The following is a 25,957-nucleotide window of genomic DNA, read 5'->3' as shown; positions in this document are numbered from 1 at the left end:
GACGCCATCAAAGTTAAAGAAGCTTTTCGCCGGTATAGGCGATGTCGGCATCTTTGGCACTGTATGGTTTCAACTCACGCTGGTTCCGGATATCTTCGACAAAATGCTGATTCAATAACATTGATTTTGCCGAGAGAGCGAAGTCGGCATCCTGCAGGGCCAGTTCGGCTGTCCTGTGGTCATATATCTTTCCGCAAATGAGAAGTGGAAGTTCGGTGACCTGGCGGGTCAGCTGACTCATGGTATAATCGGTGCCGAATTCATTCTTTTGAAAATCATAGGCGGAAACGGAGATGGCATCGATATCCTGGCGTGACAGCAGCGTTATCAGTTGCTGCCATTCAACCTGGTCCTCGAAGAGCGAGACTTCCATATCGGCAATTCCCCAGTTGGAAATTCTGAAGAAAAGCAGAATATCATCCGGGACCACTGCTTTGACACTCTCTATAATTTCACAGGCAAAACGGAAACGATTTTCCAAAGTACCGCCATAGTAGTCATTCCGCTTATTGGAGTATGACGAAAGAAATTGGCTGATAAGATAGCCGTGGGCTCCATGAATTTCAATGCCGTCAAAACCGGCTTCGACGGCGCCTTTTGCCGATTCGACAAAACCGTTTATGACATGGTCGATGTCAAACTTGCTCATTTCATCGGGAAGAGGATATTTTCTGCCGGTCAGCGAGTTACCCTGGACTGGAGAAATTGGGGAGGGAGCGATAACCCGGTTTGCCGGATTAACACCCTCATATGCTATCCTGCCGCAATGGAAAAGCTGAATGATGCCGACGGAGCCATGTTCCCGGATTTTTTCGGCAACGGATTTCCACGCCTCGATCTGCTTGCTGTTGGTGATCCTGCTTTGCCCTGGGTAGCCCTGAGCGCTTTCATAATCGGTGACCAGCGCCTCGGTATATACCAGTCCGGCACCATTCCTGGCGCGCCGCACTAAAAAATCGAGAACGTCCTGGCGCGGGATCGACGCCTCGTCTGCGGAAGTGCGTGTCATCGGCGCAACGCCAAGGCGATTTTTAAAAGTGAATCCTTTGATGGTGAAAGGGGAGAAAATTCCACTGTTGCCGCTTTCCATGTGTACTCTCCTTAGCAAGGGGTAACTTTGAGTCTCAGCAGCTCGGCCGGCAGGGCGCATCTATGTGGCGATCTTTAATAGGATAAGTGTAAGGATACTATAGCTGTTTTACAAGGAAAGCGATTTCGCTAATACCCTTTGTCAGCCATTTTTTCTTGATATTTTTGGTTCACCTTATAGACAAAGGCCAGAACCTCGGCAACCGTCTGGTAAAGCTCGACAGGGATTTCGTCGCCTATCGGTACCTTGGAGAGCAGCTCGACTAGAGCCGGGTCTTCCTGGATGTGGATTCCTGCCTCTCTCGCTGTTTCTATGATCTTGCCGGCAATGACTCCCTGTCCGCCCGCGATAATTTTCGGTGCCGCACCTTTGTCGTCGTCATAAAGAATTGCTACGGCTTTGGGGATATTTTTTCTCTCCATATATATCATACCTTGGTATTGACTATCGATTCACCTTCCGGCACCAGTCTTCTCAACAGATCTGCCGCCGGATCGACATGTTCTTGAGAAAATGAAATTTTCAGAGTATTCCTGTCGATTACATCGGGCAGGAGATCGCTCGAGAATTGTTCTAAAAACTGCAGCTTATCCTTAGAATCACAAATAAATTTGATGTAGATACCTTGCTTGCTCTGCAGGAGATCAATGCGTAGGTTGCCCAACCCTTCCAGGGCAAGATGTAGGGAAAAGCGATTGTCGGTCTCACTATCGTCGGTATCGCTTTCCCTGTGGAAATCCTCGACAAGAAGATAACCTTTTTCGAGAAAAGGCATAGGAAGTGGAAAAATAAAGATATTTTCCTTTTCCAACTGGAGCTGCATCAGCTGATAGAGTTCGATGGTGCTTAAGAGCTTGTTGGTACTTTCTGCCAGGTGTCCGGCCCCCTTAAAGGCTTGTGCCAGTTCGAGCAGTGCGGATTTCAAGGTCAACTGTGCATTGTTTTTCTCTCCTCTGGCGAGCAGCGCCTCAAAAGACAGGCCGAGTCTGTCAATAAAGCTCTTTAAAAGACCGCCGCCGTCTTTGCCCAGCAAACCCTCCTGATTGAAATGAAAATAGGATTCAAGCGTTTGTCTGCTTAATGAGTTGAGGTTGCTCAAGGGAGATGGTGAGACCTGGTGCAGCGATTCGAAAAGCGCTTTGATGTCGATATTTTTCCCCAGCAGTGTTATCGATTTTCCGCTGAGGAGATTGGTGGAATCACCTAAAATTCTAAGCTCCACCTGCGGTGCAGTGGACATCACCTGGAGCTGAAGTGTCTGGCCGATCGACAGCTGTGTCTGGGACTGCGCGGTAATTTTATTGCCGCCGATCTCGAGAATAAACGTAAATGAGCCCTTTGTCTCAACCACGACAGCCTTGAATGTTTGTCCCAGTTGAGGCTGACTGTGCTTTCCTCTGGATCCCGATTCGGAAGTGGAAGAACCGAGGGGAAGAATTCCTGAGAGCGGAGAAATAGAGTGCATACTTTCCTATCGGCAGGATTGATCGATGTGTTAAGAAAAAGAAGAGCTGACTACTACAGAAACTTAGATGGCTTCAGACTGCCGGACTAGATATCATGGTTACCACATAAGCAAAATAGACCTGCCTTCCTTGCAAAAACGTGGGTTAAGTTGAAATCAACAAAACCAACTCAGAGCCAAAACCAAGGAGGGAGGTCTTGAAAAAAATGATAATGAATATCGGCTTAGATGTTCACAAAAACTCAATTTCAATTGGAATAGCTGATGACGGTAGTACTGGTGAGGTCAGATACTACGGAAAGATTGATAACAACATGAATCAATTAAATAAAGCTATCCCAAACTCATATCGAAAGGAGCTGTACTTCGATTTGCATACGAAGCTGGTCCTTGTGGATATGGCATCTATCGCTATTTAACCAATAATGATATTGATTGTATTGTTGTCTCTCCATCAAAAATTCCGCAACCAATTGGAAACCATTTGAAAAATGATAAACGAGATTGTTTGACGTTGCCCAGACTTCATCGAGCAGGTGAGCTCACTCACTTACCGCCCATCTCGGCGTTGTTTTCAGAAAATCAATGCTCGCAGGTAAGCGAAGACTCCGATATTAAATATATGGCCGTGCTTGATTTCCTGAAAAGGCCTCGGAGTCTGCGCTTACCTGATCTGAGGAAAAATTGCAATTCTCCGACACACTCCTGGATTATTTGGAAAAAACAATTTCTTACTGGATTGATGGATCCGGAACTCGCAGTATCAGAAAGCATCCTCAGGAATACGAAATTATATACCTGCGGAAACCTGTGGATTAAATCACCGAGTTCGTCGATTCAGGCGGAATAGCCCCTGACATGAACGGCCACTATTCATCCCACGCACGCACATTATCACGCAGCTGCTGGCGCTGAACACCAAGCAAATAGGTGATAACTGAATCACGATGTTTAGTGGAGATCGTGTCGAAATGGAAGGAAACCTGCCAGCGTCCATTGCGAAGGCGTTTTTTGTGTACGATATGGCTTACCGCGTTAATGGTCACATTCTGGTGAGGAAGAAGGATTTCAACAATGATATGATTTTTATTTTTCGGTTCGTCACCGAAGAGCGCCAGCACTCCGGATCCCGATATGTCCTGGGTCTGTCCGCTGATAGTCCAGTCAGCGGAGGAACTATGCTGGGAATTTGTTCTGTAGGAGGCAACGATTTTGGTACTGGTATTGATCCGGAAATATTCTCTGAGACTTGCCGGATCAAGGGTTCCATTAGCCTTTAAACGCAAGGTATCGTTTTGTCTCTCAATAATGGATGTGTTTAGAGAAAGGGAAGACGATTTTTGGGCTATGGAAACTAGATGTTCCGCTTTCAAAGCAATACCATCCGGCAGGGTATCAGGTGGAAAAACCAGGAAGAAATTCGGCGCTTCGTCCTCCTTGAAGGTGCATTCATACTGATGCTGATTACCGCCCTTGACGGTCAGTTTTATCATAGCCGGCTGGCTACCCTTGATTGCATTGACTATGTTGGCTATAGATGAAGAGTCCACGATTTTCAGCACCTTAAAAGAGGGTATAAGTGCCTTGGATATAGAGAGCAGCTCATAGTTGTCCAATTAATTTATTCGTTTTCCATTTTAACGCCGGCCTTTTAGATGTAAGTCACTAAAGATCTTTAACGTTAACCTTGAGACGAAGTAGCTTTCTTTGAATTTCCAGGCAGCAGCCGATTATTTTATCCCTGTCTTCCGTGGTTATTTCTTCAAAGTGGTAGGCCACGTCATATTGTTTGTCGGCTGTCTTCACCGTCCTGACGTGGCGTGCCAGGGCGGTAACAACTTGGGGTTCGTCGGTCGGAAGAGTAATTTCCAGAAGAATAGTTTGGTTTTCCGGAGGTTTTTCGGGAAAACTCGCCAGGATGCCGCTTCCACTGATGTCTATTGTTGCTCCTTTTAAGACCCAGCTCTTGCCGTCGTTTGCTTTTGCTTGAGAGAGAAACGCCCGCCCGATAACGCTGGTGACGGCGTCAACCCGGAAGAATTCCCTCATCTGCTCATGACTCATCGATTTGACTGCTGTCATTACAAGCTGCCGGGAGTCGACGATTTTGGTAATATTGGCCTCAAGGGATACCGAAGGCCCCCCCATGTCAATATTCACAATACATGGTTTGGAGGTATCTATATTCTCCACCGGCAGTAATCCATGTTTGAAAAAGAGACTGAAGACGGAAGCGGACGATTTCTGGTAAACGCCCTGTACCCGGTATCTCTCTCTGACATTTTTTAGAGGAAGAAAAACCCGTACAGGCTTTGAGTCCGGAATATCCTGGAGAATACTTTTGTTGGTGGTCATAGTATAAACTGCTATTTAAAAAGCTTTTTAGATAAAATTATCTCCTTCCACCCGACCACCATACATTAGCATTGAGAATAATATAATTCAAGTTAGTTAAGTAATATTTCATTCTAAGGATTTCGAAATATAAACCGATAATAAATAAGAAACATTTTTAATAACCGGAATCGTTTGTCATTCATAACTCAATCGTCATTTTGTGATTGCATATCTTCTTCCAGACGAAGGAGTTATTGATTGGAAGAGGATCTTATCTATAAAGTTTTTTATGGTAATATGCGACCTGAAGGATGCTCAAAATATAGAAGCAATAGGAATCATATAAAAAATTATTTACAGTAATAAGCAGAGGCAAAAAAAATAATGCTTTCAAATCAATCTATTCTTGTAACTGGTGGAACAGGATCTTTCGGAAAAGCTTTTGTGCAAACCATACTGAAAAAATATTTATTTGGGTAAGAACTGGTGCGGAAATTGTTTAATTTGCCCATATATGAAGGAGGTTGTTTATATACATGGAAAACACTTTAGGGCCGTTTTTGGAAAATTCGTTTGGCGATAAATATCTTTTTGATGTCAATGGTTTTGCTTTTGACCGAATTGGTGCCAGAGCCTCTTATGAGAATCATTTTAACCAGGATTTATTTCAAGAAAACAGTCTGTATATCATCCCGGGTAGTGACAGTGGCTTGCTGCCAAAATATTTGGTTGAGTCTGGTTTGCCTGAGGGGAGTTATTATATTTTCGTGGAACCAGGTCAGGTTTATGACCGCTTAGAGGAAATAATTCCTGAAAAGGGGTTCCATAAAAAAATTGATATAACGACTCCCGATAAATGGCTTCAGTGTGCCGAGAAGATAGAATACAGGAATTTTGTATATCTCGGAAATTTAAAAACTGCGCCTTCTTTTGCAGCGGCCGACGGCCGTTTACCGGATTATCTTCAGCTAACCAATCAACTGCGGGAAGAGCTGGAAAAGATTCAGTGGCAGCATAATGCCGAACTGGGAGCAGAGCTTTTTCATTTGAGGCAGTTTGAGAACCTTCCGGAAAATCGAACATCAGCTTCATGTCTGTTGAATAAATGCGCTGGTCAGACAGCAATCATTCTCGCCGGCGGGCCTTCTCTTGATGATGTGCTGCCATGGATACAAGAGAATCGCGAGAAAATGGTCGTTATTGCTGTTTCGCGAATTGCCCGGCGGTTGCTTGAAGTCGATCTCTCACCGGATATAATTGTCTCTGTTGATCCAAATATGATCAGTTTTGATATCAGTAAGGAGATGTTGAAACTGTCAGAGAAAACGGTGTTTGTTCACAAGTATCATGTCGTGAGTGCCTTATTGGGGCAATGGGGTGGCAGAAGCCTTTTTCTAGGACCCAGGCTGCCATGGGACTCGACTTTCAATAAAGATCTCCTCGATGCTCCCGGACCGACTGTTACCAATAGCGCCCTTGCCCTGGCTGTAAACATGGGGTTTTCGCGTATACTCCTTGCAGGCGTCGACCTGTGTCACAGCCGGGAAGGATATACCCATGCTTCCGGCAGTAATGAGCGCAAAGCTGGCCCTCAACTAGGTATGGGAAAATTATGGGTTGAGACAAATGGTGGTTGGTCGGCGGAAACAACCCCCGATTTTCATTTTGCCGCAACTCAGATTGAGGCGCAGGCTGAAGGAGCCAAGCATAATGGCTGCCAGATAGTCAATTTGAGTCATAGTGCCACGAAAATAAAATGCGTTGAGTTTACTTCGCATGAGGATATTACCTTTGAAATGTCTTCAGCTCTAGCTGACCAAAGTTTAATCAATTGGTTGCCTGTTGAAACGTCTGAGAGACGTGTCGAACATTATGAGGCAATGCTTGCCGAGCTGGAAAAAGCTCAAAGAGGTATAAGGGCCATACGTAAACTATCTGTTGGAGCATTGAGAGCCAATGAAGCCTTTTTTGGTCGCCGAGGCAAGAAGAAGGGTAATCGTAAATATAGGATCAAGATGGATCGTATTGAGAATACGCTGAACAGTGAGTACGCGGGCTTTTCTCAGCTGCTCAAAAAACTGGGCATCAGGGAATTTCTCAAAATAACCCAGGGCGACCAGGACCGTGACTGGAGTGAAGAGGATGCAGAACGCATAGGGCGCATCTACTATGAAGCATATCGAGACAGTGCTGATCGATTGGTTGATATACTCAGTAACGCCGCTAACAGGTTAGAATCTCGGCTTGAAGAGGAAAAAGAAGACCCGGACCTGAGTAAGCTGGCTACTCAGTGGCGGAGTGATTTTCAGCCGGGTCGTGCGTTTGTTTGGCGACATAGACACCCCCATAAAGAATTCTCTGCTCAGGAAGCTCACCTGCTTGAGACGCTGGAGAAAAGCTTCGAGGACATTCTGCTTTTGCAGGAGACTGGGCACTTGAAGCGTGCACGTGAATTCTCTCAACTGGGCCAGGTCCGCGGAAAATTGCAGGCCATGTACAGGCAGGGGCGACTGGATAATTTGCGTCACATGTCTGAAAGTCTAGATCATATTCAGGAGGCTGAAGCAGCCTCTCTTGCCCACCTTGCAAAAGGGTATCTGGCTGAACTGGAGGGTGCTCCAGAACAGGCACTGTGTGAATATCGACATATTGTTGATGCCCAGGAAGAACAGAGCCAGGACATGGCTGTTCTTGAAGAAGCATTGAAACGACTGCTCAGTTTGTCACTGCAGAATCAAGATTTAGATAATGCGCGGTTAATCGCAGAGTGCCTGGCTGGCATTTCAGTGGCTTATTTACCGTATTATGCTGATTTGCTATGGATTTTTGGCGAGCATCAAACGTCTTTAAATTTATATGCAGATTATCTCGAACGGGTTGATACTGATTTGTCGGTTATGTTGAAAGTCGGTCGTCGCTATCTTGAACTGGACCTCGAAGAGGGGGCTCGTATGATGTTTGAAGCGGTTCTAGAGCAGGATTCTTCGAATCGTGCTGCCCGTCAACTGCTCACGCAGATCAATGCATAAATCTCATTTTGCAAGGTAGGCCTCGGCCAAAAGGAGATCGGGAAGAGAGTCTATGTCAATCGATCTTTCTGGAGGCATAATGTAAGCAAAGGTATCGGGCCCATAAAATGAATGTGTTTTTCTTAAGAGTTTCGTTTCGATGAGATAAATAGCTCCATTGAGTCGGTAGTAGTTCGGCAGTTCCTGCCGGTTCTTATTCAAAACTTCTGGGCGTATGAAGTTTTCCATGTTCCCATCTTGCGGCAGTTGACTGCTCCACCAGGGATGGTGATCCGTTTCGCAAACCGAGACCACGGCTTTGGCCTGTTTGGCGCCCAATGTTTCGATTGCGGCATCAATGTCTGAGGCTGTGCGGAGTGGAGAGGTTGGTTGCAGAATTAACAGCAGATCGTAAATATCGCTTTTGTTGGAATACCATTCCAGGGCATGGAGGCAGACATCAATACCGCTTGAATTATCCGCGGCCAGCTCAGTCGGACGCATGAAGGGAATCTCCGCTCCATACTCTTCAGCTATGGTAGCGATATCCGCAGAATCGGTGCTGACAATTATGCGGTCGATATAGTTGCTTTTCATGGCGGCTTCAATGCTCCAGGCGATCAGTGGCTTGCCGTGGAGGTTCCGGATATTTTTCCCCGGCAGACCTTTACTTCCTCCACGTGCGGGAATCAGAGCCAGAATCCGCTGTCCTTTAAACATCAAAGACCTCGTCGTACTCCGAATTCGCCTGATCGAAGTCGTTTGGTTGGCCGATATCCATCCAGTAATCGGTGATCGGAAAAGAGCAGGCCTTTCGATCGCTTTTAACCAGAGACTGAAACAATTGCGGCATGTCGAAATAGCTTTCTTGCGGGATCAACTGCAGAGCACTTGGACTCAAGACATATATTCCGGCATTGACGAAAAAGTTCTGTGTCGGCTTTTCCTCGATGCCCAGAATTCTGGCTCCTTCGGTTTCGACAACGCCATAGGGGATCTGCAAAGTGTATTCACGTACGCACATGGTCGCGTCGGCTTTGGCCAGCAGGTGATAATTGAGTAATTGGTCGAAGTTGACATTCGTCAACAGGTCACCGTTCATGACAATGATCGGCTCACTGATATCCTGCGGTAACAGGCTGAGCGCTCCTGCTGTACCGAGCCGGTCTTTTTCATTCAGGTAAGAGATGTTGGCACCGTATTGGCTGCCATCCTTGAAGTACTCGCGGATTTTTTCCGCCCTGTAATTCACGCTGAAGTAGAAATTGCGGAACCCGTAACGGGAAAAACTGTCCAGGATCGTCTCCAGAATCGGTCTGGAGCCGACAGTCAGCATCGGCTTCGGTGTTTCGGCGGTGAGTGGCCTCAGACGGGTCCCAAGTCCGCCGGCCATAAGGACCACACAGTTTGGTTTTTCCGGTCCGCGCAGATAATCGTCAATATATTCGATGCCGATTAATCGCCCATCCTCATCAAGTATCGGTAATTGTTTTATGCCGCGGGTCAGGGCCAGTTGAACCAGATCTTCTTGCGATTGATCATTCCTACCGGTAAGAGGGGACGTGTTGTAGAGTCCTTCAATGTTATCGTTAAGCTTGCTACCATTCAGGAAAGCACGTCGGATATCACCATCAGTGATGGTGCCGAGAAGGCAATCATCATCTACAACCAAGGCAATCTGCATCACTCCTTTATCAATAGTTTCAATTGCTTCTTTGATTGTGGAGTGAGAGGGAATACTTATTTTTTTGCAATTTCTCATGATTTTGAGCTGCTTGTGTTTGCGGGGATGTCGTAAAAAGACTTCAACCGTTTGGTAGCGTTTGTTTTTTTGATGATTTCTTTGATTTGAGATGCCGTATCCTTCTTTCTATAAGGGTTATCGACCGCTTTAGCTAGATTCTTAAATTGTTGACTCAGTCCTTTTTTGCAGGCTTCAAGAATGCTTTTCTGCTCCGGCAAGCAGTCGATAATATTGGCTGCTTTGATTCGCCCTTGTTGGCGGCTTCCGACATTTATCACTGGCACGCCGAAACTCGGAGCTTCTATTATACCGCTGCTGCTGTTACCGATAACTAAATCAACTATTTTCATACTGCTGAGATATCGTTGATGTCCCATAGAAGTGAAAGAAATTGTCCTTTTTGGGTTTTTGATAACATAATCATCTATTAGCTGGTTGATATTTCGCCCTTCTGGATCTGCATTGGCTTTAGTGAAAATAATTTTCAATTCCTCAAGGTCGTCCAAGGCTGCTAGGAGTTGGCTGAATTGTTGTGTTGCGCGTCCTGGTTCGAGAGTTACGGGGTGGAAAGTTACCAGAGCATTCTTTTTGCCAAATCTGAAATTTAGAGCGTCTTCTAATTCATTTTTTGAAAGAAAGTCACCTTTATCAAGATATTCAAGTCCAATAGCACCTACATCGAAAACATGATCCGGGTGTTCTCCTAATTGTATAACTCTCTGTCGATAGTTTTCAGTTGAGGTAAAATGTAAAAGACTCATCTTGGTAATGGAGTGTCGAAACGCCTCGTCAATAGCTCCTTGGGTTGTTTCTCCGCCATGGATGTGAGCAATAGGGAGCTGAGAAACCAGAGCTGCTGTTGCTGCTGCAAATGTTTCGTACCGATCGCCAAGAAGTACGAGAATATCCGGCTGCAACTCTCTAAAGGCTTCAGTGTAACCGACGATGCCATGTGCGATTGAGCGGCAGGTGGCAAGGGGGGTGCCCCCATCGTCGAGCGTCATGACTTTCCTGTCGATTTTAAATCCGTCTGATTCGATCAATTTGTATGTGTTGCCGAATACCGCTGAAAGGTGCATTCCGGAAACAAGGAGCAGCAGTTTCAAGCTGGAATCTTGCTTAATCTCGTCAAGCAAAGGCTTGAGTAATCCGTACTCTGCCCGGCTTCCGGTAAAGACACAGATTTTTTTCATAGCTTTATCATTTCATCGGGTTGAAAATCTGTGTTAGCGGAGATTCCGACTATTTTATCCCACATCATTGGTGAGATGCCAGTGCCTGGCCGTTTGGTCGTCAAATTTTCCTCATCAAACACTTCGCCTTGTCTGATGTATTTTTTTGCTACAATGCTTTTTCTGACGATTGACTTGTTTTTTTCTTCTGACGGAGTCGGTCGTTTGTGCCCATCCCCCAGTGCCTGCTCCAAGTTGCGAATCACGATGACCATTTCTTTTAGTTGCCGGGGTTCAAGAGACGCTTGATGATCAGGGCCCGGCAGGTCTTTGCTGAGAGTGAAGTGCTTTTCAATGACCCTCGCTCCCATGGCGACGGCGGCAATCGGAATTTCTATTCCGAGAGTGTGATCTGAGTAACCAATGTTAACGTCTAGCAGGTCTGCCATGGTTTGCATGGCGCGAAGGTTGACGTCACTCATGGGCGTCGGGTATTCGGTATTGCAATGCAGAACGGTTACCAATTCTTTTGACGTTCCAGCGTCGCTTAGAACTTGTAGAGCTGTTTCTACCTCTTGAATGGTTGACATGCCGGTAGAGAGTATGCACGATTTATTTAAGCTGCCTATTTTTCGGAGGTAAGGCAGGTTGGTGATTTCACCCGAGGGAATTTTGAAAATTTCAATCCCGAGTTCATCAAGGGTGGTTATGCTTTCCAGGTCGAATGGGGAGGAAAGGAACATGATACCTTTTCGGCGACAGTGCTCCAGCAGCAATTGGTGGGAACTGCGGTCCAGTTCCAGTTTTTTGATCATTGCATACTGGGTTTCGGCGGTATCGGTCGTTTGCTGCTGATACTCTGCTTTGGGGGCATTATGGCTCAGGAGTGCATCCGCGGTGAATGTCTGAAATTTGACAGCGTCGGCTCCGGATTGAGCTGCAACATCAATTAATTGTTTGGCCAGCTCAATGTCGCCGTTATGATTCACTCCGGCTTCGGCGATGATAAAAACCGATTCCAACGTTTGTCTCCTTGATGTTTGCTGCTATTTTCTTCCCGTATAGAACGTGTCTTCGGGGACATCCTCCATAACATTGGCTCCGCCGCCGATAAGTGAACGGCGCCCGACTCGGATATTGTCCCTGATTACTGCACCACTACCAACAAAGGATTCTCCTGCAATTATTGCGCCACCATTGACAACAGCGTTGGTCGAGATATGGCAATGATCACCGATCCGGGCATCGTGTTCGATAATTGCGCAGCTGTTGATGATACAGTTGGCACCGACTGTGGCCCCAGCGTTGACCAGTGCATTATGCATAATGATAGTACCGTCATTAATGTGTGCGTGAGGTGAAATATAGGCACGCGGGGAGACAACTGTCGGCAGACTGACTTGCAGTTCGAGCAGTAAATCGTAGAGGGCGATGCGTCGTTGCGGGGTCTTGATCTGCCCCAGGGTGATAAGAAAAAACGTATAGGTTTCGGATAATCGTGGAAGGTCTTCGTCTCGCCCGATGATCGGGTAGCCGAGTTGTTTTTCACCAATCTTATCCGGCAAATCAACGATTCCACCAATTTGGAAGCGATTCTCTTGCTCAATGACATCGATGCATGAAGTGCAGTGGCCGCCGCCGCCGATTAAAATTATCTTATCCATTAGTTAGCCTTTCACGCTGCTGGGAAGATTAACCCCACGGCGATATATGTCTTCTGCATTGCTCTGAGCGTCCCGTTGACAATGCTTATACATATTTAGCATATGCATGGGCCGCCATAAAGAACGGACGCCTATGCCATGCTGGTTGGCTTGTTCGAGAAAATCAATTTTCTGTTTTTCGTCTGGCAGCAGTATGGTATTAAGCCAAAAATTTGACGTGCAGCCCGATGGCTCATTAATAAAGGTGAATTTGCTATTTCTAAAGAACTCTCGATAGCGTTTGGCCAACTGCCGTTTGCTTTCCAGAAAGGAACCTAACTGTTCTACCTGTGCCAGGCCCAGAGCCGCATTCAGGTTCGGCATGCGGAAGTTGTAGCCGATCTGGTCATGGATGAATTCCCATTGGTGCGGTACTTTGGCGGTGGTAGTCAGGTGGCGCAGTTTGTCCGCCAGCTCTTCATTGTCCGTAATCAGCATGCCGCCGCCGCCGGTTGTAATCACTTTATTGCCGTTAAAGCTCAAAACGCCAATTCGACCGAAGCGACCGGTATGTTTATTTGCGTAGAAACTGCCCAGGCTTTCCGCCGCATCTTCGATCAGTTCAATATGGTTATCGGCGCATATCTCAGCAATTTCTCTTATTCGACAGGGATGTCCGCAGGTGTGCATAGGCAGGCAGGCAGCAATGCTTCGGCCGCTGACCTTATTAACGCGCCGGCCGTTGCGGATTTCGGTATGCTTTTGCAGAAAATTTTTCAGCGCATCCGGTGACAATCCGAGGGTTTTGCTATCAACATCGATAAAAACCGGGGAGGCACCACTATAGTGAATGGCGTTTGAAGTCGCGACAAAAGTCAGTGACTGCGTTAGTACATCGCAGCCAGTATCGATGCCGATTACCTTGAGCGCCACAAACAGCCCCTGGGTGCCGTTGACCACGGCAATGGCATGGCGGCTGCCGGTAAGCTCGGCTACTGCCAACTCGAAGCGGTTGACATACTCTCCGACGCTGGAAACGTAGGTTGAGTCGATACAGTCGTTCAGATAGGTCTTTTCATTTCCTGCAAAACGAGGCTCGTGCAGGGGGATACAATCCGCATGGCCAAACTGTGCGCGGATAAATTCAAAGATGTCTTCAAACATTGTAGATTTCCGCCTTATAGCGTGCCAAATTTTCCGGCCTGGTAAACCAATCGATTGTTTCCTGCAGGCCTCGGCGCATATCGTATTCAGGTTTGAAGCCTGTCAGTTCACGGATCAGCGTATTGTCGCACCAGAGGCGGAAGACTTCTGAATTTTCAGCCCGCAGGCGGGTCTTCTCGGTGATGAAACGAACGTTACTGCTCATCAGTTCTTTGATCAATTCCAGGGTTTCTCCAACCGAAATTTCGAAATTGGAGCCGATGTTGACCGTTTTGCCGTCTGCCGCATCACAGCCTGCCAGTTCAATGAAGCCGCGGCAGGTATCTTTGACATAATTGAAGTCACGGGTCGGGGAGACATCGCCGAGCTTGATCTCCTCCATTCCGGTGGCAATCTGGGTAATAATGGTGGGGATAACGGCACGGGCTGACTGTCTGGGACCGTAAGTATTGAAGGGGCGGACGATCGTCAGGGGCAGCCCGAAGGAGTGGTGATAGCTCATGGCAACGGCGTCTGCTCCGATCTTGCTCGCACTGTAGGGAGACTGGGGCTGCAGCGGATGTTTTTCGTCGATGGGGACGTACTGTGCCGTGCCGTATACTTCACTGGTCGACGTTTGTAGTACTTTTTGACAGTCATTATCCAGGGCTGCCTGGCAGATGTTCAATGTTCCCTGGACATTGGTCTCAAGATAACTACCTGGCGCTTGGTAGGAATAGGGTATGGCAATCAGTGCAGCCAGATGAAAAATATAATCGATGCCTGCCGTTATTTTCCGGCAGAAAAAAGGATCACGAATATCGCCGGAAACAACGTCGACCGCATCGATGCCGTCCACTTCTTCAAGCCATCCCCAGCTGTTGAAGGAATTGTAATAGCTCAGGGCTCGAATCTCGGCACCGTAGCCGATCAGCATCTCAACCAGATGAGAGCCGATGAAGCCGTCAGCACCGGTTACCAGAACTTTCTTTGAATTCAATGACACAATTTCCCTCCCTCAGCCTGTCAGCAGTCGGTTATTTCAGCTCAACTCTTAACGTATCCTTGCCAGTGTCTAGCCGGATATTAGCAAGTATTCGTATTTGATCAGAAAATAAGGTAATGCAGATAGACCTTTTCGTGTTTTTTGTTAAGTCGATTGATACCGACAAGTTAATTTAACAAACTATACTGAGAGCTGAACAAAAAGGTAGACTCACATGCGACAAAACTACAGAAAAAAGTTTTTTCTACAGAATCAACCGAAGTCTGCTCGAAGGCTAAGACATTGGAATAGATCATTGAGATTCTTGATAATAACAATAGCATATATAATATAGAGGTACAAGACTGAAGATAAAAAATCTATCTTTCATCAATTGATTAAAAAGCGATAAAAAAAATCTAAAGAAATATTCTGGACCAGCCGACAAGAAGTTCAGATGGAATCAATAGAGCGCAGAAAGGAGGTGAAGTCAAAGGGTAAGCGCAGGATTCCACAACAACATTATAACAGGGCAAGGACGCCCGCAAACAACATTCATGGAGGAACATCATGGCATTAACCATTAACACAAACATTGCTTCTTTGAACGCCCAGCGGAATCTGGGTACTTCCCAAGCTGATCTCAACAAATCCATGCAGCGCCTATCGTCCGGTCTGCGCATTAACAGCGCCAAGGATGATGCTGCCGGTCTGGCTATTTCCGACCGCATGACCGCGCAAATCCGCGGCCTGAACCAGGCGGTGCGGAATGCCAATGACGGCATCTCTTTTGCCCAAACGGCTGAAGGAGCCCTGCAAGAGACCACCAACATTCTGCAGCGGATGCGTGAGTTGGCGGTGCAGTCGGCTAACGATACCAATACGGATGCAGATCGCCTGTCACTTGATGCCGAGTATGCCCAGCTGGTCAGTGAAATTGATCGTATTGCGGATACAACTTCTTTTAACGGCAAGACATTGTTAGACGGTACTTTCTCAGGAGGAGGCAATGAAGCCGTATTCCAGGTTGGCGCTAATCAGAGCCAGACAATTTCTGTAAATATTACTGCAGCGGATGCGGCTACTCTTGGAAGTGGTACGGTCATAAGCGATACAGGTGTGAGCACAAGAGCTGCTGCTGGCTCAGCTATCTCTTTGGTTGACGTAGCTATCGGTCAGATCGATACAATCCGTGGCGACCTGGGTGCAGTGCAGAATCGCTTCGAATCGACAATAGCTAACCTCTCCAATGTTTCCGAGAACTTGACCTCGGCCCGTTCGCGGATTCTGGATGCGGATATCGCTCAGGAAACCTCGAACATGACCAAGCAGAACATTCTGCAGCAGGCCGGGGTGTCGATCCTGGCCCAAGCCAACCAGGCCCCACAGCTCGCGTTGAGCCTACTGGGTTAATCTGGTCAACCCCTTGGGCGAACATACCGGTTCGTCCCTACGTTGCACATCCGTGGGGCCGGGTTTCCCGGCCCCGTTTTTCCCTACCAAGAGCGGGGGAGGTAAAAAAATATGAATGTTGAAGCGGTCAATCTACCGAATGCCGGTCAGTTCCAGTTGAACAAGGGCTCGGATCAGGTGCGCGACGCACGCAAACAGGTCAAAGAACAACCCCAGAGCGATCAGCCGGAAAAGAAACAGATTCAGCCGGAAGAACTGCTCAGCCAGATCAAGGCGCTGACCGAAGACGGGCTGTACAGCGTGCGCTTTGAAAATGACAGCGAGGCAGGTGAAATGGTGGTCAAGGTGGTCGACCGGGACACCGACGAGGTGATCCGTCAGATTCCGCCGGAAGAGCTGCGCGAACTGGCCGAGCAGTTGAAGGGCCTGCGTGGAAATCTTGTTGATACACAGAGCTGAGCAATACGGTTCGGGCTAAAAAAAGAGGGAAGAATCATGGCTATTACCTTCGGTGGTCTTGCAACCGGTCTCGATACGAACGCCATCATATCCGAGTTGATGAGGATCGAACGTTCGCCGATCAAGCGCCTGGAAAACGATCAATCCTATTTTAAAAGCCGTTTGGATGTCTTTTCCAAACTGGATGGAAAACTGCAGGAGTTTTTTGCCAAAGCCGAAGCAATAGATACTTCAGCAGAACTCAATTCACCCAGCGTCAAAACCAGCACCGAGGATTATCTGTCGGCTACGGCCAGCGGGATTGCGGACGTTGGGTCTTATCAGGTGACGGTTGTTGATCTCGCTCAACAGCAAAAGGATGTCAGCCAGGGGTATGCCGATAAAACATCGGCAACTTTCGGCACGGGGTCGCTGGATTTGACAGTCGCCGGTGTGTCTACCTCAATTACAATCGACAGCACGAACAACAGCCTGGAGGGCATTGCCGAGGCTATCAATAATTCTGACTTGGGAGTTCAGGCGACTATTATCAATGATGGCACGGCGACTCCCTACCGCCTGATTTTGACCGGGGAGAGTGTTTCCGATTCATTTTCACTTGACAGCTCCGGGCTGAGTGGTGGAACCGACACCAACCCGACGATGACGAATACTCAAGTGGCGCAGCAGGCTCATATCGTAGTTGACGGCATCGATGTCTACAGTGACAGCAATAGTGTCGACAGCTCCCTTCCTGGTTTGTCTCTTGAACTCTTTAAAGCTGACCAGAATGTCAGCACAACGGTCAATGTCTCAGTTGACAAAGATGCAACCAAGGAAAAAATTCAGGGACTTGTTGATGCGTATAACGGTGTTATCAACTATATCGCCGAACAGAAGTCAGCCGATTGGGGGAATGATTCAGCTTTTCGATCAATAAAGAGGCACTTACAGGATATATTGGTTTCTCGGCAAAGCGGAAGCGGCGCCTTCTCTTCACTGTCGCAGATCGGTTTTGAGACGCAGCGCGATGGTACGATTTCCGTGAATAGCACGGCTTTGTCGGATGCTTTGACCGATATTTATGAAGGGGTAGTTAGCCTATTTTCCGGCACATCCGACAGCGATGGCATCAGTGCTGAGTTTGCGACTTACCTTGAACAAATGACGGATACGGCCACCGGCTTATATGCTGGCCGTAAGGAAAGTACTGAAAGTAATCTGCGGCGGATTGATCAGCGGATCCTTTCTCTGGAGGCCCGCATGGAACAGAAAGAGGAAACTTTAAGAGCCAGATTTACGGCAATGGAAAGCTTGATCAGTGGTATGAACTCGCAAAGTACCTTTCTGTCACAGCAGATGAACATATTAAGTAATATGATGAATAAGGGTTAATAATATGAATGCCTATGTAAATCAATATCAGAACAACCAGATACTGAATGCTACCCCGGAGCGTATTCTCATCATGCTCTATGACGGAGCGATCCGATTCTGTCGCCAGGCCATGAAGGCCATGGACGAGAACCGCATGGCGGACAAGTCCGAGAATATCAGCAAGACCATGGCAATTGTCTGTGAATTTGCCAATACCCTTGACCATGAGGTAGGAGGCAAAATTGCCGAAGACCTTGACGCGCTCTATGGCTTTATGGTCCGAGAACTTAGCCGGGCCAACCGCGAAAATAATCGTCAGGCGCTGGAAACCGTCGAGGATCTTCTCTCAGGTTTGCGCGGAACCTGGGCCGAGGCGGCAAAGATCTATGCCTTGGAAAAACATGCGGTCCATAATGAGCACGGCGAGCGCTTTGCGGCTTCCTTATAGTGATTCCGGAAGTGGTGGCTATGGAAACGATACAAGAAAGTGTAGAGCAGAGTTTGCAATATTCCATCGAACAGTACACGGCCATATTGCGCCACTCCGATAATCTTGTGCGCATGCTCGATACCTGCGAATATTCGGGGATAGGCCATTATGCCGAAGAACTGGAAGAAATGCAGTCGGCGGCACGGAAAAATGACGAGGTATGGCTCTCTCATTTCAGAGATGATCCGCAACAATGGCAGGACAACGCTCTGCTGGTCGAAAGGATGCAGTTAGTTCATACTCTCCTTGAGAGAAATGAAGCCCTTATGCCCCGGCTTCAGGCGGTTGTGGCGGTAGCCAGATCGGAACAAGCCAGGTTGAATGAAGGCAGGACCGTGATAGCGGGGTATACTCCTTCAGTGAAACACACAAGGCAAATCACCAGAACAGCCTGATCATAAACTCCACAGAACAGCTCTTTAGCAACGAAGCCTCTGTGTATTTTCACGGAGGCTTCGTTGTTCGGTGTGTACTGTAAGCCCTGATGGATAGACTCAGGGACCATTTCCTTCCCTGGCCTCTCTGGCTTCTTTTTTGTCGAGGGAGGGCAGAGGAGTCTTGGTTTTATACTCGGTGTTTTCCAGAATGACCTGTATTGCTCTGTTGTTTTTAGGCGAGAAGAGGATAGGGGCGGCCAGATTGAGGGTAATGGTATGATCGGGAGGAACGGTCACCACCGTGACGACGTAACATTCATCGGCAGAGCCTATCTGTAGATGATTCTTTTCGCTTTCCTCGGGAATGACCGAATAGTCGAGAAAAAAATTGGTCGGGTCGGTGAGGACGAAGGCGATATCGGGATCATCAACGCTTTGAATCCAGAAGAGCGGACCTTCCTTTTTATTGGGCATGACAATGAAATTATGAAGATTCGGAAAACCGATCAGTCCCGCCGGGAAGTGGAGGAGTTTATTCGGGTCGTATTCAACTTTGCCGAAACGAGTCTGTATTTTTTTCATTACTTTTTTTTATCTTTATTGTCTTTATGTTGGGCAGGCATGAGCGAGTCTAGGTCATCAAGCTGCCAGTGAAGCGCCGCTTCCCGGTTTTCCGCCGATATGCGCTCATAAACTTCCTGACGGTATATCTTCTGGTCTTTGGGGGCATCGATGCCTATACGGATCCCTCCGCCTTTTACCTCTATGATTTTAATGGTGATATTATCGCCTATGACGATACCCTCACCGGCTTTCCTGGTCAAAACCAGCATGGTCCTCTCCTGGAAGAACGACAATCCGCACTTAAGCGAAAGCGATTTCAATTTTTAGTGAATAGCTAGTAACTACAGCAGCTTATTTTATGATATATTATCCATTCAGGAGATTGAAGTCAAATGATTTGCTCATCATTTTTTCTAGGCACATAAACACCTATAGATGTTTTCTTGTTCTTGGGAAAGAACGGGGTGTTACTCAAATTTCTTATATAATGTTCAAGGGCCTAGACATAATCGAGGATCGAGATATCTGATACCTTAGCGGTAATATTCAACGCCGCCTTAAAAGCCGTCTCCTGTTTTATGATATCGTTGAAAGTCTCAATCACGTCGGCATCTTGGTATCTGGAGAGAATCTGTTCCAGATCGGCTTTCACGGTTTCCTGGCTCTGGATTGCATTTTCCACCCGGCGGGCACGGTTGCCGAGCTGACTGCGCAAGCGTCTGTTTTGATCGGCGGCAAGGTCCAGATCGGCGAGACCTTTTTGTATGCCGTCGCCTGGTGTGGTTGGAGGTGCATTGTTGACATTACCGGCTCTGATGGAATCTTCCAGACGCTGCAACACGCTGAAAACATCGACACCTTTATCCGACTGGTAGTCGAAACCGTTTGTCGGTGTATTACTTTGGGCTTGTATGGAGACGTTGCTGATACCCATAAAGAGTTCATTACCGGTCAGAGTAACTTCCTGAAGTTCTCCCGGTGTAATCTCCAGCTGTGTGGAGTTGCCGTCTCCCATATAAAAAACCGGCCACGTCTGTGAATCTAAAGGATCATAGCCGGCATCTGTATACCCTGTATTTTCGACGAACGGTTTTGTCTGCTCCTGATATCCGGCAAACATATATTTTCCGTCAATGACACCGTTGGCAGAGTCTAAAAGTTCGTCTTTAAGGAAATTTACTTCATCGGCAAGAGTATTAAGATCCTGGGGGCTCAGGCTTTCGTTAACGGAGTTTATGCCGATTTCCTTAGCGCGCTGCAGGATATTTTCCACATGCGCCAGATGTCCGTCGGTAGCCTGCATCTTATCAAGACTGACACCCATCGTTTCGAGGTAGCGGTCGGTAGTGCGAAGCTGCGTTCTGGTGGTGAGCACCGGACGGATGGCTGAGGGATCATCGGAAGGCTTATTGAGCTTTATGCCGGTTGCTCCCTGGATCCGCAAGTCTTCCAGACGGCCGGTAATCCGGTCGAGATTTGTCTGCAGCATTCTGTAGGTTGTATTTTCCGTGACTTTCATATGCTATACCTCTGTGGAGCGGCAGAAGGAGTACGACCTGCAATTTATCGTCTGATGTTGATAAGGGAACCCATCATCTCGTCAATGGTGGATAAAAATTTGGCTGAGGATTCAAAACCCCGCTGATAGACAATCAGATCGATCATTTCCTCCTCAAGGGAGACGCCGGCCAAACCGTCCCGCATATTTTCGAGCTGGTTGACGGCATCCTGTGAGCCTTGGAAATTCAGCTCGTTCTGATTGGTGCGTATGCCTACCCTGGAGGTCATCTTGCCATAGTAAGAGTTGAAATCGTCTATTCCGCCGACAAGGTAGGTTTCTCCAATATTTGAAATAGTCAGGGCGTTGCGATTGTCACCCGGGGCAGCCGGTGAGCCCATGCCGGCGGCGACCTGATTAGAGTCTGCCAGTACAACGGACATATTTCGTGCTGCATTGAGGTAATCAGCGGGCAGCGGGGCCGGTGGCGTTGTCGATGCCGCAGTGGGACCGGAGAAGAAGCTGAGACCGGTGCTGTCATCGAGTCCGACACCTGCTGCATGCTGAAGATTGACCTGGCTGCTGATTTCATAGGCGAGGCGGTCCAGATCGTCCCGAAGTGCGGGGATGAAATTGTCGCGCATTTCAAGCATTCCCTGGAATTCTCCGCCAAGATGTCTTTCATTGATGGATCGCGTTACTCCGCCGGCGTGCAGGACCAGGTCCATGTCGGCGCCAGAGGAAACCGGTTCGATGGTCATGGCTTCGGTGCCCTGGACTAAAGGCAGGCCTCCCGGCAGATTGACCGAGAGCATGCCATTGGGCGATTCATAGCTTTCGGCGCCGAGAGCGGCAGCAAGCTCATTGGCCAGCGTGTCTCTTTTGTCCCGTGCCGAATTGGCAGTCTGTCCGCGTATTTCAATATTGAAGATTGTCTGATTGAGGTCGGCAACCTCCTCGATCTTGGAATTGATGGCGCTTACCTTGGAAACGATGGTGTCGTTGATGTTTTCTCTGACGGTCTGCAGATCGTTGGCGGTATTGTTAAAATTGGTGGACAGCAGCTCGCCGCGCTGAATGACGATATCCCGGAGAACAAGATCGCTGGGACTGGCGGACAACTCCTGCCAGGAGTCGAAAAATCTGTCGACATCTGTGGCGATATTCTCCTCTGAAATATTGAATATACGCTCAAGTTCATTAAGGGACTGGGTCTGGCCGTTAAAGAGTCCAAGGTCGACCACCTTGTCGCGCAGCTGGTTGGTGACGAAGACGTCGTGATCGCGGCGGACATCGCTTACCTTTACTCCCTGACCCACAAAAAAATCCCCGAAATTGACAGCGGGGTAGGTGGAAAGAGTAGCGCTTTGTCGGGAATATCCCGGGGTATTGACATTGGAGATATTATTGCCGACTATCTCGATCGACTTCTGGTTGACCTCCAGTGAGGTCCGCGCCGCATTGAGTGCGGAAAAGAGTCCACCGCCCATATCAGATCCGTCCCGAGAGCAATCTGCCGTTTGTTTCCGAAGAGACGGTACCGGCATTTGCGGAATAGGTTGAAGACGAGGTTCTCTTGCCGAAGAATTCCATGGTCTCCCTTATCCAGCCGAGGGTGGATTTAAAGAGAAAGGCATTCCTGCGGTTTTCATGCCGGATATGTTCGGCGAGCGGCTGGTCGGCCTTATCGATGCTTTTGACATGCGCCAGAACCTGAATCAGATCTTCCTTGGCCTTCATGGCGGTGTACATGCCGTCAAGGTTGAGGTTTATTGCCTGCTCTCTCTCCTGGATGATCGCATCTTTCAGTGCCAGCAGATTTTCACGCGTGGTTCCGGCATTCATCATTATTTCTCCTCGACAATGAACTGCAGCAGGGAAGAAGCGACCTTATGCAGATCAGGTTTGTAGGAACCCTCAGCAATCTGTGCCTTGAGAGCTTGCACTTTTGCTGCTCTTTCCGCACTTATGGTGCTTTCAGACTGTTTTGCCTTGTTCACATCCTGAAGCACTGCTGAAAATTGTACCTGGTCCGGATTCTGTACGGCTTCCGTCTTTTTTCCCGATTGTGATTTCTGTGTATTCTTTAAATCACCAATCTGTCCCGGTCCGCCGATTCCAAAAAAATCAATACTCATATCGTCACCCGATTGTTTGAGCTTATTTGCCATCTGCCTCAGCAGCCCAGGCATCAAGCTTTTCCATTACCGCGGCAAAGGTGGTGTGGGATATATCCGGCAGTGAACCACCAAATGCTTCAAGGGATTCATTGAAACCTTTTTCAACACCTTCTTTTATTGCATCAAGCCTGCCGGCATCGCCGCCGGCCATAGCTATGGCGAATTTTACTATACGATCCGATGTCTGTCCAACACCAAAATAGCCGTCTTCCGCTATAAGTTCAGCGGCTTCTTCCCGGCTGATTTCGCCTATATCGATCACCGAATCAGCAGCGGCTATGACAGAGTTGGCACCCTGTTCACCGAGCAGGGTAGTAACAAGTTTACGGAGCATTTCGTCGCCTTTATCGGCAATCTCTCCGGAAGAAAGAGGAGTGGAGTATGTTGCGGCCGGTGTTGAGCTCTGTTGAAGTGTTACTGTATCCATGGCTGCTTTTTGTGAACCGGATTCTCTTCTTTTATCTACCCGTTCCCGGGGGCGATGATCTGCGTTGGCTGCCATCGCATCCAACACAAAGCTGTTACTGATAGAATTAACCACTCTGCCGCCTCCTTGCGAAAAAGAATCATGCATCCATGCATGTTTTCTTTATATTTCTCTATTTATTATATCGGCTTTGTTGCAGAAAACTTTAGTACTTTACTCCACAAAAGCTGACAAAAAATACAAGAAGACGGGAAATGTATTTGAAATCAGTAAACTACATCTACAACCATGGTGCTTATCCCGGCCGTTTACGGCTTAACGGGGTTAGTACCTTACAGATTTATTTTCTTGTGTCTAAAGGTTCTTATACCGGTACTGTAAAGAGTCCAGCTCAGCTGGGGTAGGAAAAAAGAAACGGCGGATAATCTGGGCAGATTCTTGGGCAACCACTGTTATTTGATATTGCCTTTCAGCTGATCATACATCGCTTCACCGATTCCCATACCCTTCCCGGCTGCTGTTTTTCGCGCCATTTCCATATCCAGCATTTCCTCGAACATTGTCGTGGCGGAGGATTTCTCCAGAAGGCCTCCTTCAGGAATGTTTTTTCGCATGGCTTTATACATTTCATTTATGTATATAGCCTCAAATTCTCGGGCTGACTGACGAAGCTGTTTATCGTTTTTAGCCTTGTCAGGGGCAACCGAAGGTGAGGTCGGTGTAACGGACTGGGTAATTCTCGGGTCTATTTGGAGATTCATGATATAAAAAAAGTTATAGTATTATGAGTTCACCCTGCATGGAGCCGGATGCCTTGATTGCCTGAAATATGGCGATGAGATCGCGAGGAGTGGCGCCGATGGCGTTGAGGGCGCTCGCTATTTCGCCGATGCTCACGCCATGGGGAAGATCCAGGACCGTAAGCCGGCCTTCTTCTTCGACGACTTCGAGCGAAGTTTCCCGAGTGACGACGGTGTCACCCTCGCCAAGCGGATTTGGCTGAACAACGTCCTCGTATTCCTTGACGACAAGACTGAGATTGCCGTGCGAGACGGCAACGGTGGAGAGCTTGACGTCTTTCCCCATGACAATGGTTCCGGTACGCTCGTTTACAACCACGCGGGCCACGGAATCGGATAGTATTTCAATGGATTCGACTTCGGAAACAAAGGAGACGACGTTGTCCCGGTTAGACTCCGGTATATGAACAATTACCGTGCCTGAATCATTGGGAAACGCAGTATTTTTACCAAAAATCCGATTGATGGAATCGCTCATCCTGGTGGCAGTGGTGAAGTCGGCATTATTGAGTTGATAGACTATTTTTCCATCTTCGCCGAGTTCTACCGGTACGGTATTTTCAATTATCGCACCGTTGGATATTCTGCCGACGGTCGGATGATTTTTCTGAGCTTTGGCGGCTTTTCCGCCAAAGGAAAAAGCGCCGATGGACAATGGTCCCTGAGCAACGGCATAGACGTTGTCATCGGCCCCTTTGAGCGGCGTCATCAACAGGGTGCCGCCGGCCAGGCTGTCTGCATCGCCCATGGAGGAAACGAGCACATCGATCCGGCTGCCGGGCCGTGAAAAAGGCGGCAGGGTGGCTGTAACCATCACCGCGGCAATATTGTCGATTTTGACTCCGTCAAGTTCCTTGGGATCAATCGAAATACCGTTTCTTACCATCATGTTGTATATGGCCTGCAGGGTGAAAGTGGTCTTCTTCATATCGTCACCGGTGCCGTTGAGACCGGTGACCAGACCATATCCGATCAGTTGGTTGGTCCGTACGCCGTGCAGGTTGGCGATGTCTTTTATCCGCGCCGAATTGGCTGTTGCTGCGATAAAGAAAATGGTGATGGTAATAAGCAGGGTTCGTGAAAATTGAGTGAATTTCATAATGGTTTCGATTTACTTAAAATGGCCAGATATGGTCGATACCCCGGGTAAGCCACCCCGGTTCCTGTTTGTCGCTAATGACGCCCTTGCCGGTGTAGTGGATGCGTGCGTTCAATATTTTCTCGGAATCGACGGTGTTAGCCGCGGTAATATCGACAGGCCGGATTATTCCGGTGATATATATGACCTGAACCTCATTGTTGACCGTTACTTCCTTGCCGCCTCGGATTTTTAAATTTCCGTTGGTGTATCTGCCCACAACCTGGGTTGTCAGTGAGGCCCGGAGATCATCGGTGCGCACTGTTTTGCCGCTGCCGTCAAATGAGTTGCTGGCACTGGTATTGATCAGATTGGTGAGATCAGGGCTGAGAGAGCTGTCGGTTATGAACTTGGCGTTTTCAAGCCCGAAAAAATTGGATATGCCGGCATTCCAGTTTGATGATTTACCGGAACTTGTAGTTGCTTCCTTGGTGGCGCTCGCCTGCTCGGAAATGGTCACGGTGACAATGTCGCCGATGCTCCGGGCTTTATGATCCGCAAAGATGGAATCGGTACGATGCGACCACAGGGAACCATTACCCTGCGGTTGAGCATCGGCATGCTGAATTTCTTCCAGAGGCTCGGGAATTTCGGTCAGGTCCGAATAGTTTTTTGCTGAACAGGAGGTGAGCAGGACCAGTACGGCAATGATAATATAGTTTTTCATG

The 25,957-nt window shown here is 47.9% G+C and carries 29 protein-coding genes and 1 pseudogene; 8 read left to right on the top strand and 22 right to left on the bottom strand.

All coding sequences use genetic code 11. From position 1 onward, the window contains the following. Nucleotides 1–13: 13 nt before the first annotated feature. The 3 genes from JWG88_RS02100 to JWG88_RS02090 all read right to left on the bottom strand — a co-directional run bounded on the left by JWG88_RS02100 (nt 14) and on the right by JWG88_RS02090 (nt 2,555). Nucleotides 14–1,090: an oxidoreductase gene (locus tag JWG88_RS02100; protein ID WP_205232032.1), complete on the bottom strand. Its 1,077-nt coding sequence runs from the start codon at nt 1,088–1,090 to the stop codon at nt 14–16. Nucleotides 1,091–1,218: 128 nt separating this feature from the next. Continuing rightward, a complete protein-coding gene (locus JWG88_RS02095; RefSeq protein WP_205232031.1) occupies nt 1,219–1,512 on the bottom strand; it encodes an EscU/YscU/HrcU family type III secretion system export apparatus switch protein in 294 nt (97 codons plus the stop codon). A gap of 5 nt (nt 1,513–1,517) precedes the next feature. Next, nucleotides 1,518–2,555: a TP0910 N-terminal domain-containing protein gene (locus tag JWG88_RS02090; protein ID WP_205232030.1), complete on the bottom strand. Its 1,038-nt coding sequence runs from the start codon at nt 2,553–2,555 to the stop codon at nt 1,518–1,520. A gap of 197 nt (nt 2,556–2,752) precedes the next feature. Here JWG88_RS02090 and JWG88_RS02085 point away from each other — a divergent pair, with 197 nt between their 5' ends. After that, nucleotides 2,753–2,974, top strand: a complete 222-nt coding sequence (locus JWG88_RS02085; RefSeq protein ID WP_205232029.1) for a hypothetical protein — start codon at nt 2,753–2,755, stop codon at nt 2,972–2,974. A gap of 450 nt (nt 2,975–3,424) precedes the next feature. Here the strand turns inward: JWG88_RS02085 and JWG88_RS02080 are convergent, their stop codons facing one another. Then, on the bottom strand, nt 3,425–4,171 hold the full coding sequence (locus JWG88_RS02080) for a PilZ domain-containing protein (protein WP_205232028.1): 747 nt from the start codon (nt 4,169–4,171) through the stop codon (nt 3,425–3,427). 49 nt (nt 4,172–4,220) lie between these two features. Continuing rightward, nucleotides 4,221–4,910: a flagellar brake protein gene (locus tag JWG88_RS02075; protein ID WP_205232027.1), complete on the bottom strand. Its 690-nt coding sequence runs from the start codon at nt 4,908–4,910 to the stop codon at nt 4,221–4,223. A 366-nt stretch (nt 4,911–5,276) separates the two neighbouring features. Between JWG88_RS02075 and JWG88_RS22095 the strand changes: the two are divergent. Next, nucleotides 5,277–5,360, top strand: a pseudogene (locus tag JWG88_RS22095) (polysaccharide biosynthesis protein); the annotation flags it as partial. Nucleotides 5,361–5,428: 68 nt separating this feature from the next. Next, a complete protein-coding gene (locus tag JWG88_RS02070) occupies nt 5,429–7,921 on the top strand; it encodes a 6-hydroxymethylpterin diphosphokinase MptE-like protein (RefSeq protein WP_205232026.1) in 2,493 nt (830 codons plus the stop codon). A gap of 3 nt (nt 7,922–7,924) precedes the next feature. On the opposite strand, the gene JWG88_RS02065 is transcribed toward JWG88_RS02070, so the two are convergent. The 7 genes from JWG88_RS02065 to JWG88_RS02035 are packed head-to-tail and all read right to left on the bottom strand — an operon-like array spanning nt 7,925 to nt 14,608. Then, nucleotides 7,925–8,620 (bottom strand): acylneuraminate cytidylyltransferase family protein, encoded by a 696-nt coding sequence (locus tag JWG88_RS02065; protein ID WP_205232025.1) that lies wholly within the window; start codon nt 8,618–8,620, stop codon nt 7,925–7,927. Continuing rightward, complete coding sequence (locus tag JWG88_RS02060) at nt 8,613–9,662, bottom strand: nucleotidyltransferase family protein (protein WP_205232024.1); 1,050 nt, start codon at nt 9,660–9,662, stop codon at nt 8,613–8,615. The genes JWG88_RS02065 and JWG88_RS02060 overlap by 8 nt, the downstream gene beginning before the upstream one ends. Beyond that, the gene (gene neuC, locus JWG88_RS02055) at nt 9,659–10,837 is read right to left on the bottom strand and encodes a UDP-N-acetylglucosamine 2-epimerase (RefSeq protein ID WP_205232023.1); all 1,179 of its coding nucleotides are present in this window, start codon (nt 10,835–10,837) and stop codon (nt 9,659–9,661) included. The genes JWG88_RS02060 and neuC overlap by 4 nt, the downstream gene beginning before the upstream one ends. Next, nucleotides 10,834–11,838 (bottom strand): N-acetylneuraminate synthase, encoded by a 1,005-nt coding sequence (gene neuB, locus JWG88_RS02050; protein WP_205232022.1) that lies wholly within the window; start codon nt 11,836–11,838, stop codon nt 10,834–10,836. The genes neuC and neuB overlap by 4 nt, the downstream gene beginning before the upstream one ends. 24 nt (nt 11,839–11,862) lie before the next feature. Beyond that, the gene (locus tag JWG88_RS02045) at nt 11,863–12,480 is read right to left on the bottom strand and encodes an acetyltransferase (protein ID WP_205232021.1); all 618 of its coding nucleotides are present in this window, start codon (nt 12,478–12,480) and stop codon (nt 11,863–11,865) included. A 3-nt stretch (nt 12,481–12,483) separates the two neighbouring features. After that, nucleotides 12,484–13,623, bottom strand: coding sequence for a LegC family aminotransferase (locus JWG88_RS02040; RefSeq protein WP_205232020.1), 1,140 nt, complete (start codon nt 13,621–13,623; stop codon nt 12,484–12,486). Then, complete coding sequence (locus JWG88_RS02035; RefSeq protein ID WP_337833095.1) at nt 13,616–14,608, bottom strand: NAD-dependent 4,6-dehydratase LegB; 993 nt, start codon at nt 14,606–14,608, stop codon at nt 13,616–13,618. The genes JWG88_RS02040 and JWG88_RS02035 overlap by 8 nt, the downstream gene beginning before the upstream one ends. A gap of 549 nt (nt 14,609–15,157) precedes the next feature. Between JWG88_RS02035 and JWG88_RS02030 the strand changes: the two genes are divergently transcribed. The 5 genes from JWG88_RS02030 to JWG88_RS02010 all read left to right on the top strand — a co-directional run bounded on the left by JWG88_RS02030 (nt 15,158) and on the right by JWG88_RS02010 (nt 18,700). Further along, nucleotides 15,158–16,000 (top strand): flagellin domain-containing protein, encoded by an 843-nt coding sequence (locus JWG88_RS02030; RefSeq protein WP_205232019.1) that lies wholly within the window; start codon nt 15,158–15,160, stop codon nt 15,998–16,000. A 111-nt stretch (nt 16,001–16,111) separates the two neighbouring features. Continuing rightward, complete coding sequence (locus JWG88_RS02025) at nt 16,112–16,459, top strand: flagellar protein FlaG (RefSeq protein ID WP_205232018.1); 348 nt, start codon at nt 16,112–16,114, stop codon at nt 16,457–16,459. Between the two features lie 36 nt (nt 16,460–16,495). Continuing rightward, entirely contained in the window at nt 16,496–17,833 is a 1,338-nt protein-coding gene (gene fliD, locus JWG88_RS02020) for a flagellar filament capping protein FliD (RefSeq protein WP_205232017.1), read from the top strand. A gap of 4 nt (nt 17,834–17,837) precedes the next feature. After that, on the top strand, nt 17,838–18,263 hold the full coding sequence (gene fliS / locus JWG88_RS02015) for a flagellar export chaperone FliS (protein WP_205232016.1): 426 nt from the start codon (nt 17,838–17,840) through the stop codon (nt 18,261–18,263). Between the two features lie 20 nt (nt 18,264–18,283). Further along, nucleotides 18,284–18,700: a hypothetical protein gene (locus tag JWG88_RS02010; RefSeq protein ID WP_205232015.1), complete on the top strand. Its 417-nt coding sequence runs from the start codon at nt 18,284–18,286 to the stop codon at nt 18,698–18,700. A 99-nt stretch (nt 18,701–18,799) separates the two neighbouring features. Here JWG88_RS02010 and JWG88_RS02005 read toward each other — a convergent pair whose 3' ends face one another. The 10 genes from JWG88_RS02005 to JWG88_RS01960 form a co-directional block, all read right to left on the bottom strand. Next, on the bottom strand, nt 18,800–19,264 hold the full coding sequence (locus tag JWG88_RS02005) for a flagellar assembly protein FliW (protein WP_205232014.1): 465 nt from the start codon (nt 19,262–19,264) through the stop codon (nt 18,800–18,802). After that, entirely contained in the window at nt 19,264–19,515 is a 252-nt protein-coding gene (csrA, locus tag JWG88_RS21825; protein ID WP_205232013.1) for a carbon storage regulator CsrA, read from the bottom strand. The genes JWG88_RS02005 and csrA overlap by 1 nt, the downstream gene beginning before the upstream one ends. A gap of 230 nt (nt 19,516–19,745) precedes the next feature. Next, nucleotides 19,746–20,765 (bottom strand): flagellar hook-associated protein FlgL, encoded by a 1,020-nt coding sequence (flgL, locus tag JWG88_RS01995; protein WP_205232012.1) that lies wholly within the window; start codon nt 20,763–20,765, stop codon nt 19,746–19,748. A gap of 44 nt (nt 20,766–20,809) precedes the next feature. Next, a complete protein-coding gene (flgK, locus tag JWG88_RS01990; RefSeq protein WP_205232011.1) occupies nt 20,810–22,234 on the bottom strand; it encodes a flagellar hook-associated protein FlgK in 1,425 nt (474 codons plus the stop codon). Nucleotide 22,235: 1 nt separating this feature from the next. Continuing rightward, on the bottom strand, nt 22,236–22,592 hold the full coding sequence (locus JWG88_RS01985; protein ID WP_240194219.1) for a flagellar protein FlgN: 357 nt from the start codon (nt 22,590–22,592) through the stop codon (nt 22,236–22,238). Next, nucleotides 22,592–22,882, bottom strand: a complete 291-nt coding sequence (gene flgM / locus JWG88_RS01980) for a flagellar biosynthesis anti-sigma factor FlgM (protein ID WP_205232010.1) — start codon at nt 22,880–22,882, stop codon at nt 22,592–22,594. Before flgM ends, JWG88_RS01985 begins: the two co-directional genes overlap by 1 nt. A gap of 22 nt (nt 22,883–22,904) precedes the next feature. Further along, on the bottom strand, nt 22,905–23,465 hold the full coding sequence (locus JWG88_RS01975; protein WP_205232009.1) for a hypothetical protein: 561 nt from the start codon (nt 23,463–23,465) through the stop codon (nt 22,905–22,907). 338 nt (nt 23,466–23,803) lie between these two features. After that, entirely contained in the window at nt 23,804–24,112 is a 309-nt protein-coding gene (locus JWG88_RS01970; protein ID WP_205232008.1) for a rod-binding protein, read from the bottom strand. 13 nt (nt 24,113–24,125) lie between these two features. After that, nucleotides 24,126–25,250, bottom strand: coding sequence for a flagellar basal body P-ring protein FlgI (locus JWG88_RS01965; protein WP_205232007.1), 1,125 nt, complete (start codon nt 25,248–25,250; stop codon nt 24,126–24,128). A gap of 16 nt (nt 25,251–25,266) precedes the next feature. Beyond that, nucleotides 25,267–25,956 (bottom strand): flagellar basal body L-ring protein FlgH, encoded by a 690-nt coding sequence (locus JWG88_RS01960; RefSeq protein WP_205232006.1) that lies wholly within the window; start codon nt 25,954–25,956, stop codon nt 25,267–25,269. Nucleotide 25,957 lies beyond the last annotated feature (1 nt).

This window comes from Desulfopila inferna (assembly GCF_016919005.1).
GTDB lineage: Bacteria > Desulfobacterota > Desulfobulbia > Desulfobulbales > Desulfocapsaceae > Desulfopila_A > Desulfopila_A inferna.
Note: the sequence above shows the minus strand (reverse complement) of the source record. Positions and strands in the feature narration are given on the sequence as shown.

Bases quoted from the DNA above. Each gene is read 5' to 3' on its own strand.
- JWG88_RS02095 (WP_205232031.1), bottom strand. From the start codon at position 1,512: ATGGAGAGAAAAAATATCCCCAAAGCCGTAGCAATTCTTTATGACGAC.
- JWG88_RS02005 (WP_205232014.1), bottom strand. From the start codon at position 19,264: ATGAAAAAAATACAGACTCGTTTCGGCAAAGTTGAATACGACCCGAAT.
- JWG88_RS02065 (WP_205232025.1), bottom strand. From the start codon at position 8,620: ATGTTTAAAGGACAGCGGATTCTGGCTCTGATTCCCGCACGTGGAGGA.
- JWG88_RS01970 (WP_205232008.1), bottom strand. From the start codon at position 24,112: ATGAATCTCCAAATAGACCCGAGAATTACCCAGTCCGTTACACCGACC.
- flgK (WP_205232011.1), bottom strand. From the start codon at position 22,234: ATGGGCGGTGGACTCTTTTCCGCACTCAATGCGGCGCGGACCTCACTG.
- csrA (WP_205232013.1), bottom strand. From the start codon at position 19,515: ATGCTGGTTTTGACCAGGAAAGCCGGTGAGGGTATCGTCATAGGCGAT.
- JWG88_RS02070 (WP_205232026.1), top strand. From the start codon at position 5,429: ATGGAAAACACTTTAGGGCCGTTTTTGGAAAATTCGTTTGGCGATAAA.
- JWG88_RS01960 (WP_205232006.1), bottom strand. From the start codon at position 25,956: ATGAAAAACTATATTATCATTGCCGTACTGGTCCTGCTCACCTCCTGT.
- JWG88_RS02040 (WP_205232020.1), bottom strand. From the start codon at position 13,623: ATGTTTGAAGACATCTTTGAATTTATCCGCGCACAGTTTGGCCATGCG.
- JWG88_RS02045 (WP_205232021.1), bottom strand. From the start codon at position 12,480: ATGGATAAGATAATTTTAATCGGCGGCGGCGGCCACTGCACTTCATGC.
- flgL (WP_205232012.1), bottom strand. From the start codon at position 20,765: ATGAAAGTCACGGAAAATACAACCTACAGAATGCTGCAGACAAATCTC.
- JWG88_RS02075 (WP_205232027.1), bottom strand. From the start codon at position 4,910: ATGACCACCAACAAAAGTATTCTCCAGGATATTCCGGACTCAAAGCCT.
- fliS (WP_205232016.1), top strand. From the start codon at position 17,838: ATGAATGCCTATGTAAATCAATATCAGAACAACCAGATACTGAATGCT.
- fliD (WP_205232017.1), top strand. From the start codon at position 16,496: ATGGCTATTACCTTCGGTGGTCTTGCAACCGGTCTCGATACGAACGCC.
- JWG88_RS02100 (WP_205232032.1), bottom strand. From the start codon at position 1,090: ATGGAAAGCGGCAACAGTGGAATTTTCTCCCCTTTCACCATCAAAGGA.
- neuC (WP_205232023.1), bottom strand. From the start codon at position 10,837: ATGAAAAAAATCTGTGTCTTTACCGGAAGCCGGGCAGAGTACGGATTA.
- flgM (WP_205232010.1), bottom strand. From the start codon at position 22,882: ATGAGTATTGATTTTTTTGGAATCGGCGGACCGGGACAGATTGGTGAT.
- JWG88_RS01965 (WP_205232007.1), bottom strand. From the start codon at position 25,250: ATGAAATTCACTCAATTTTCACGAACCCTGCTTATTACCATCACCATT.
- JWG88_RS01985 (WP_240194219.1), bottom strand. From the start codon at position 22,592: ATGATGAATGCCGGAACCACGCGTGAAAATCTGCTGGCACTGAAAGAT.
- JWG88_RS02025 (WP_205232018.1), top strand. From the start codon at position 16,112: ATGAATGTTGAAGCGGTCAATCTACCGAATGCCGGTCAGTTCCAGTTG.
- JWG88_RS02090 (WP_205232030.1), bottom strand. From the start codon at position 2,555: ATGCACTCTATTTCTCCGCTCTCAGGAATTCTTCCCCTCGGTTCTTCC.
- JWG88_RS02030 (WP_205232019.1), top strand. From the start codon at position 15,158: ATGGCATTAACCATTAACACAAACATTGCTTCTTTGAACGCCCAGCGG.
- JWG88_RS02060 (WP_205232024.1), bottom strand. From the start codon at position 9,662: ATGAGAAATTGCAAAAAAATAAGTATTCCCTCTCACTCCACAATCAAA.
- JWG88_RS02010 (WP_205232015.1), top strand. From the start codon at position 18,284: ATGGAAACGATACAAGAAAGTGTAGAGCAGAGTTTGCAATATTCCATC.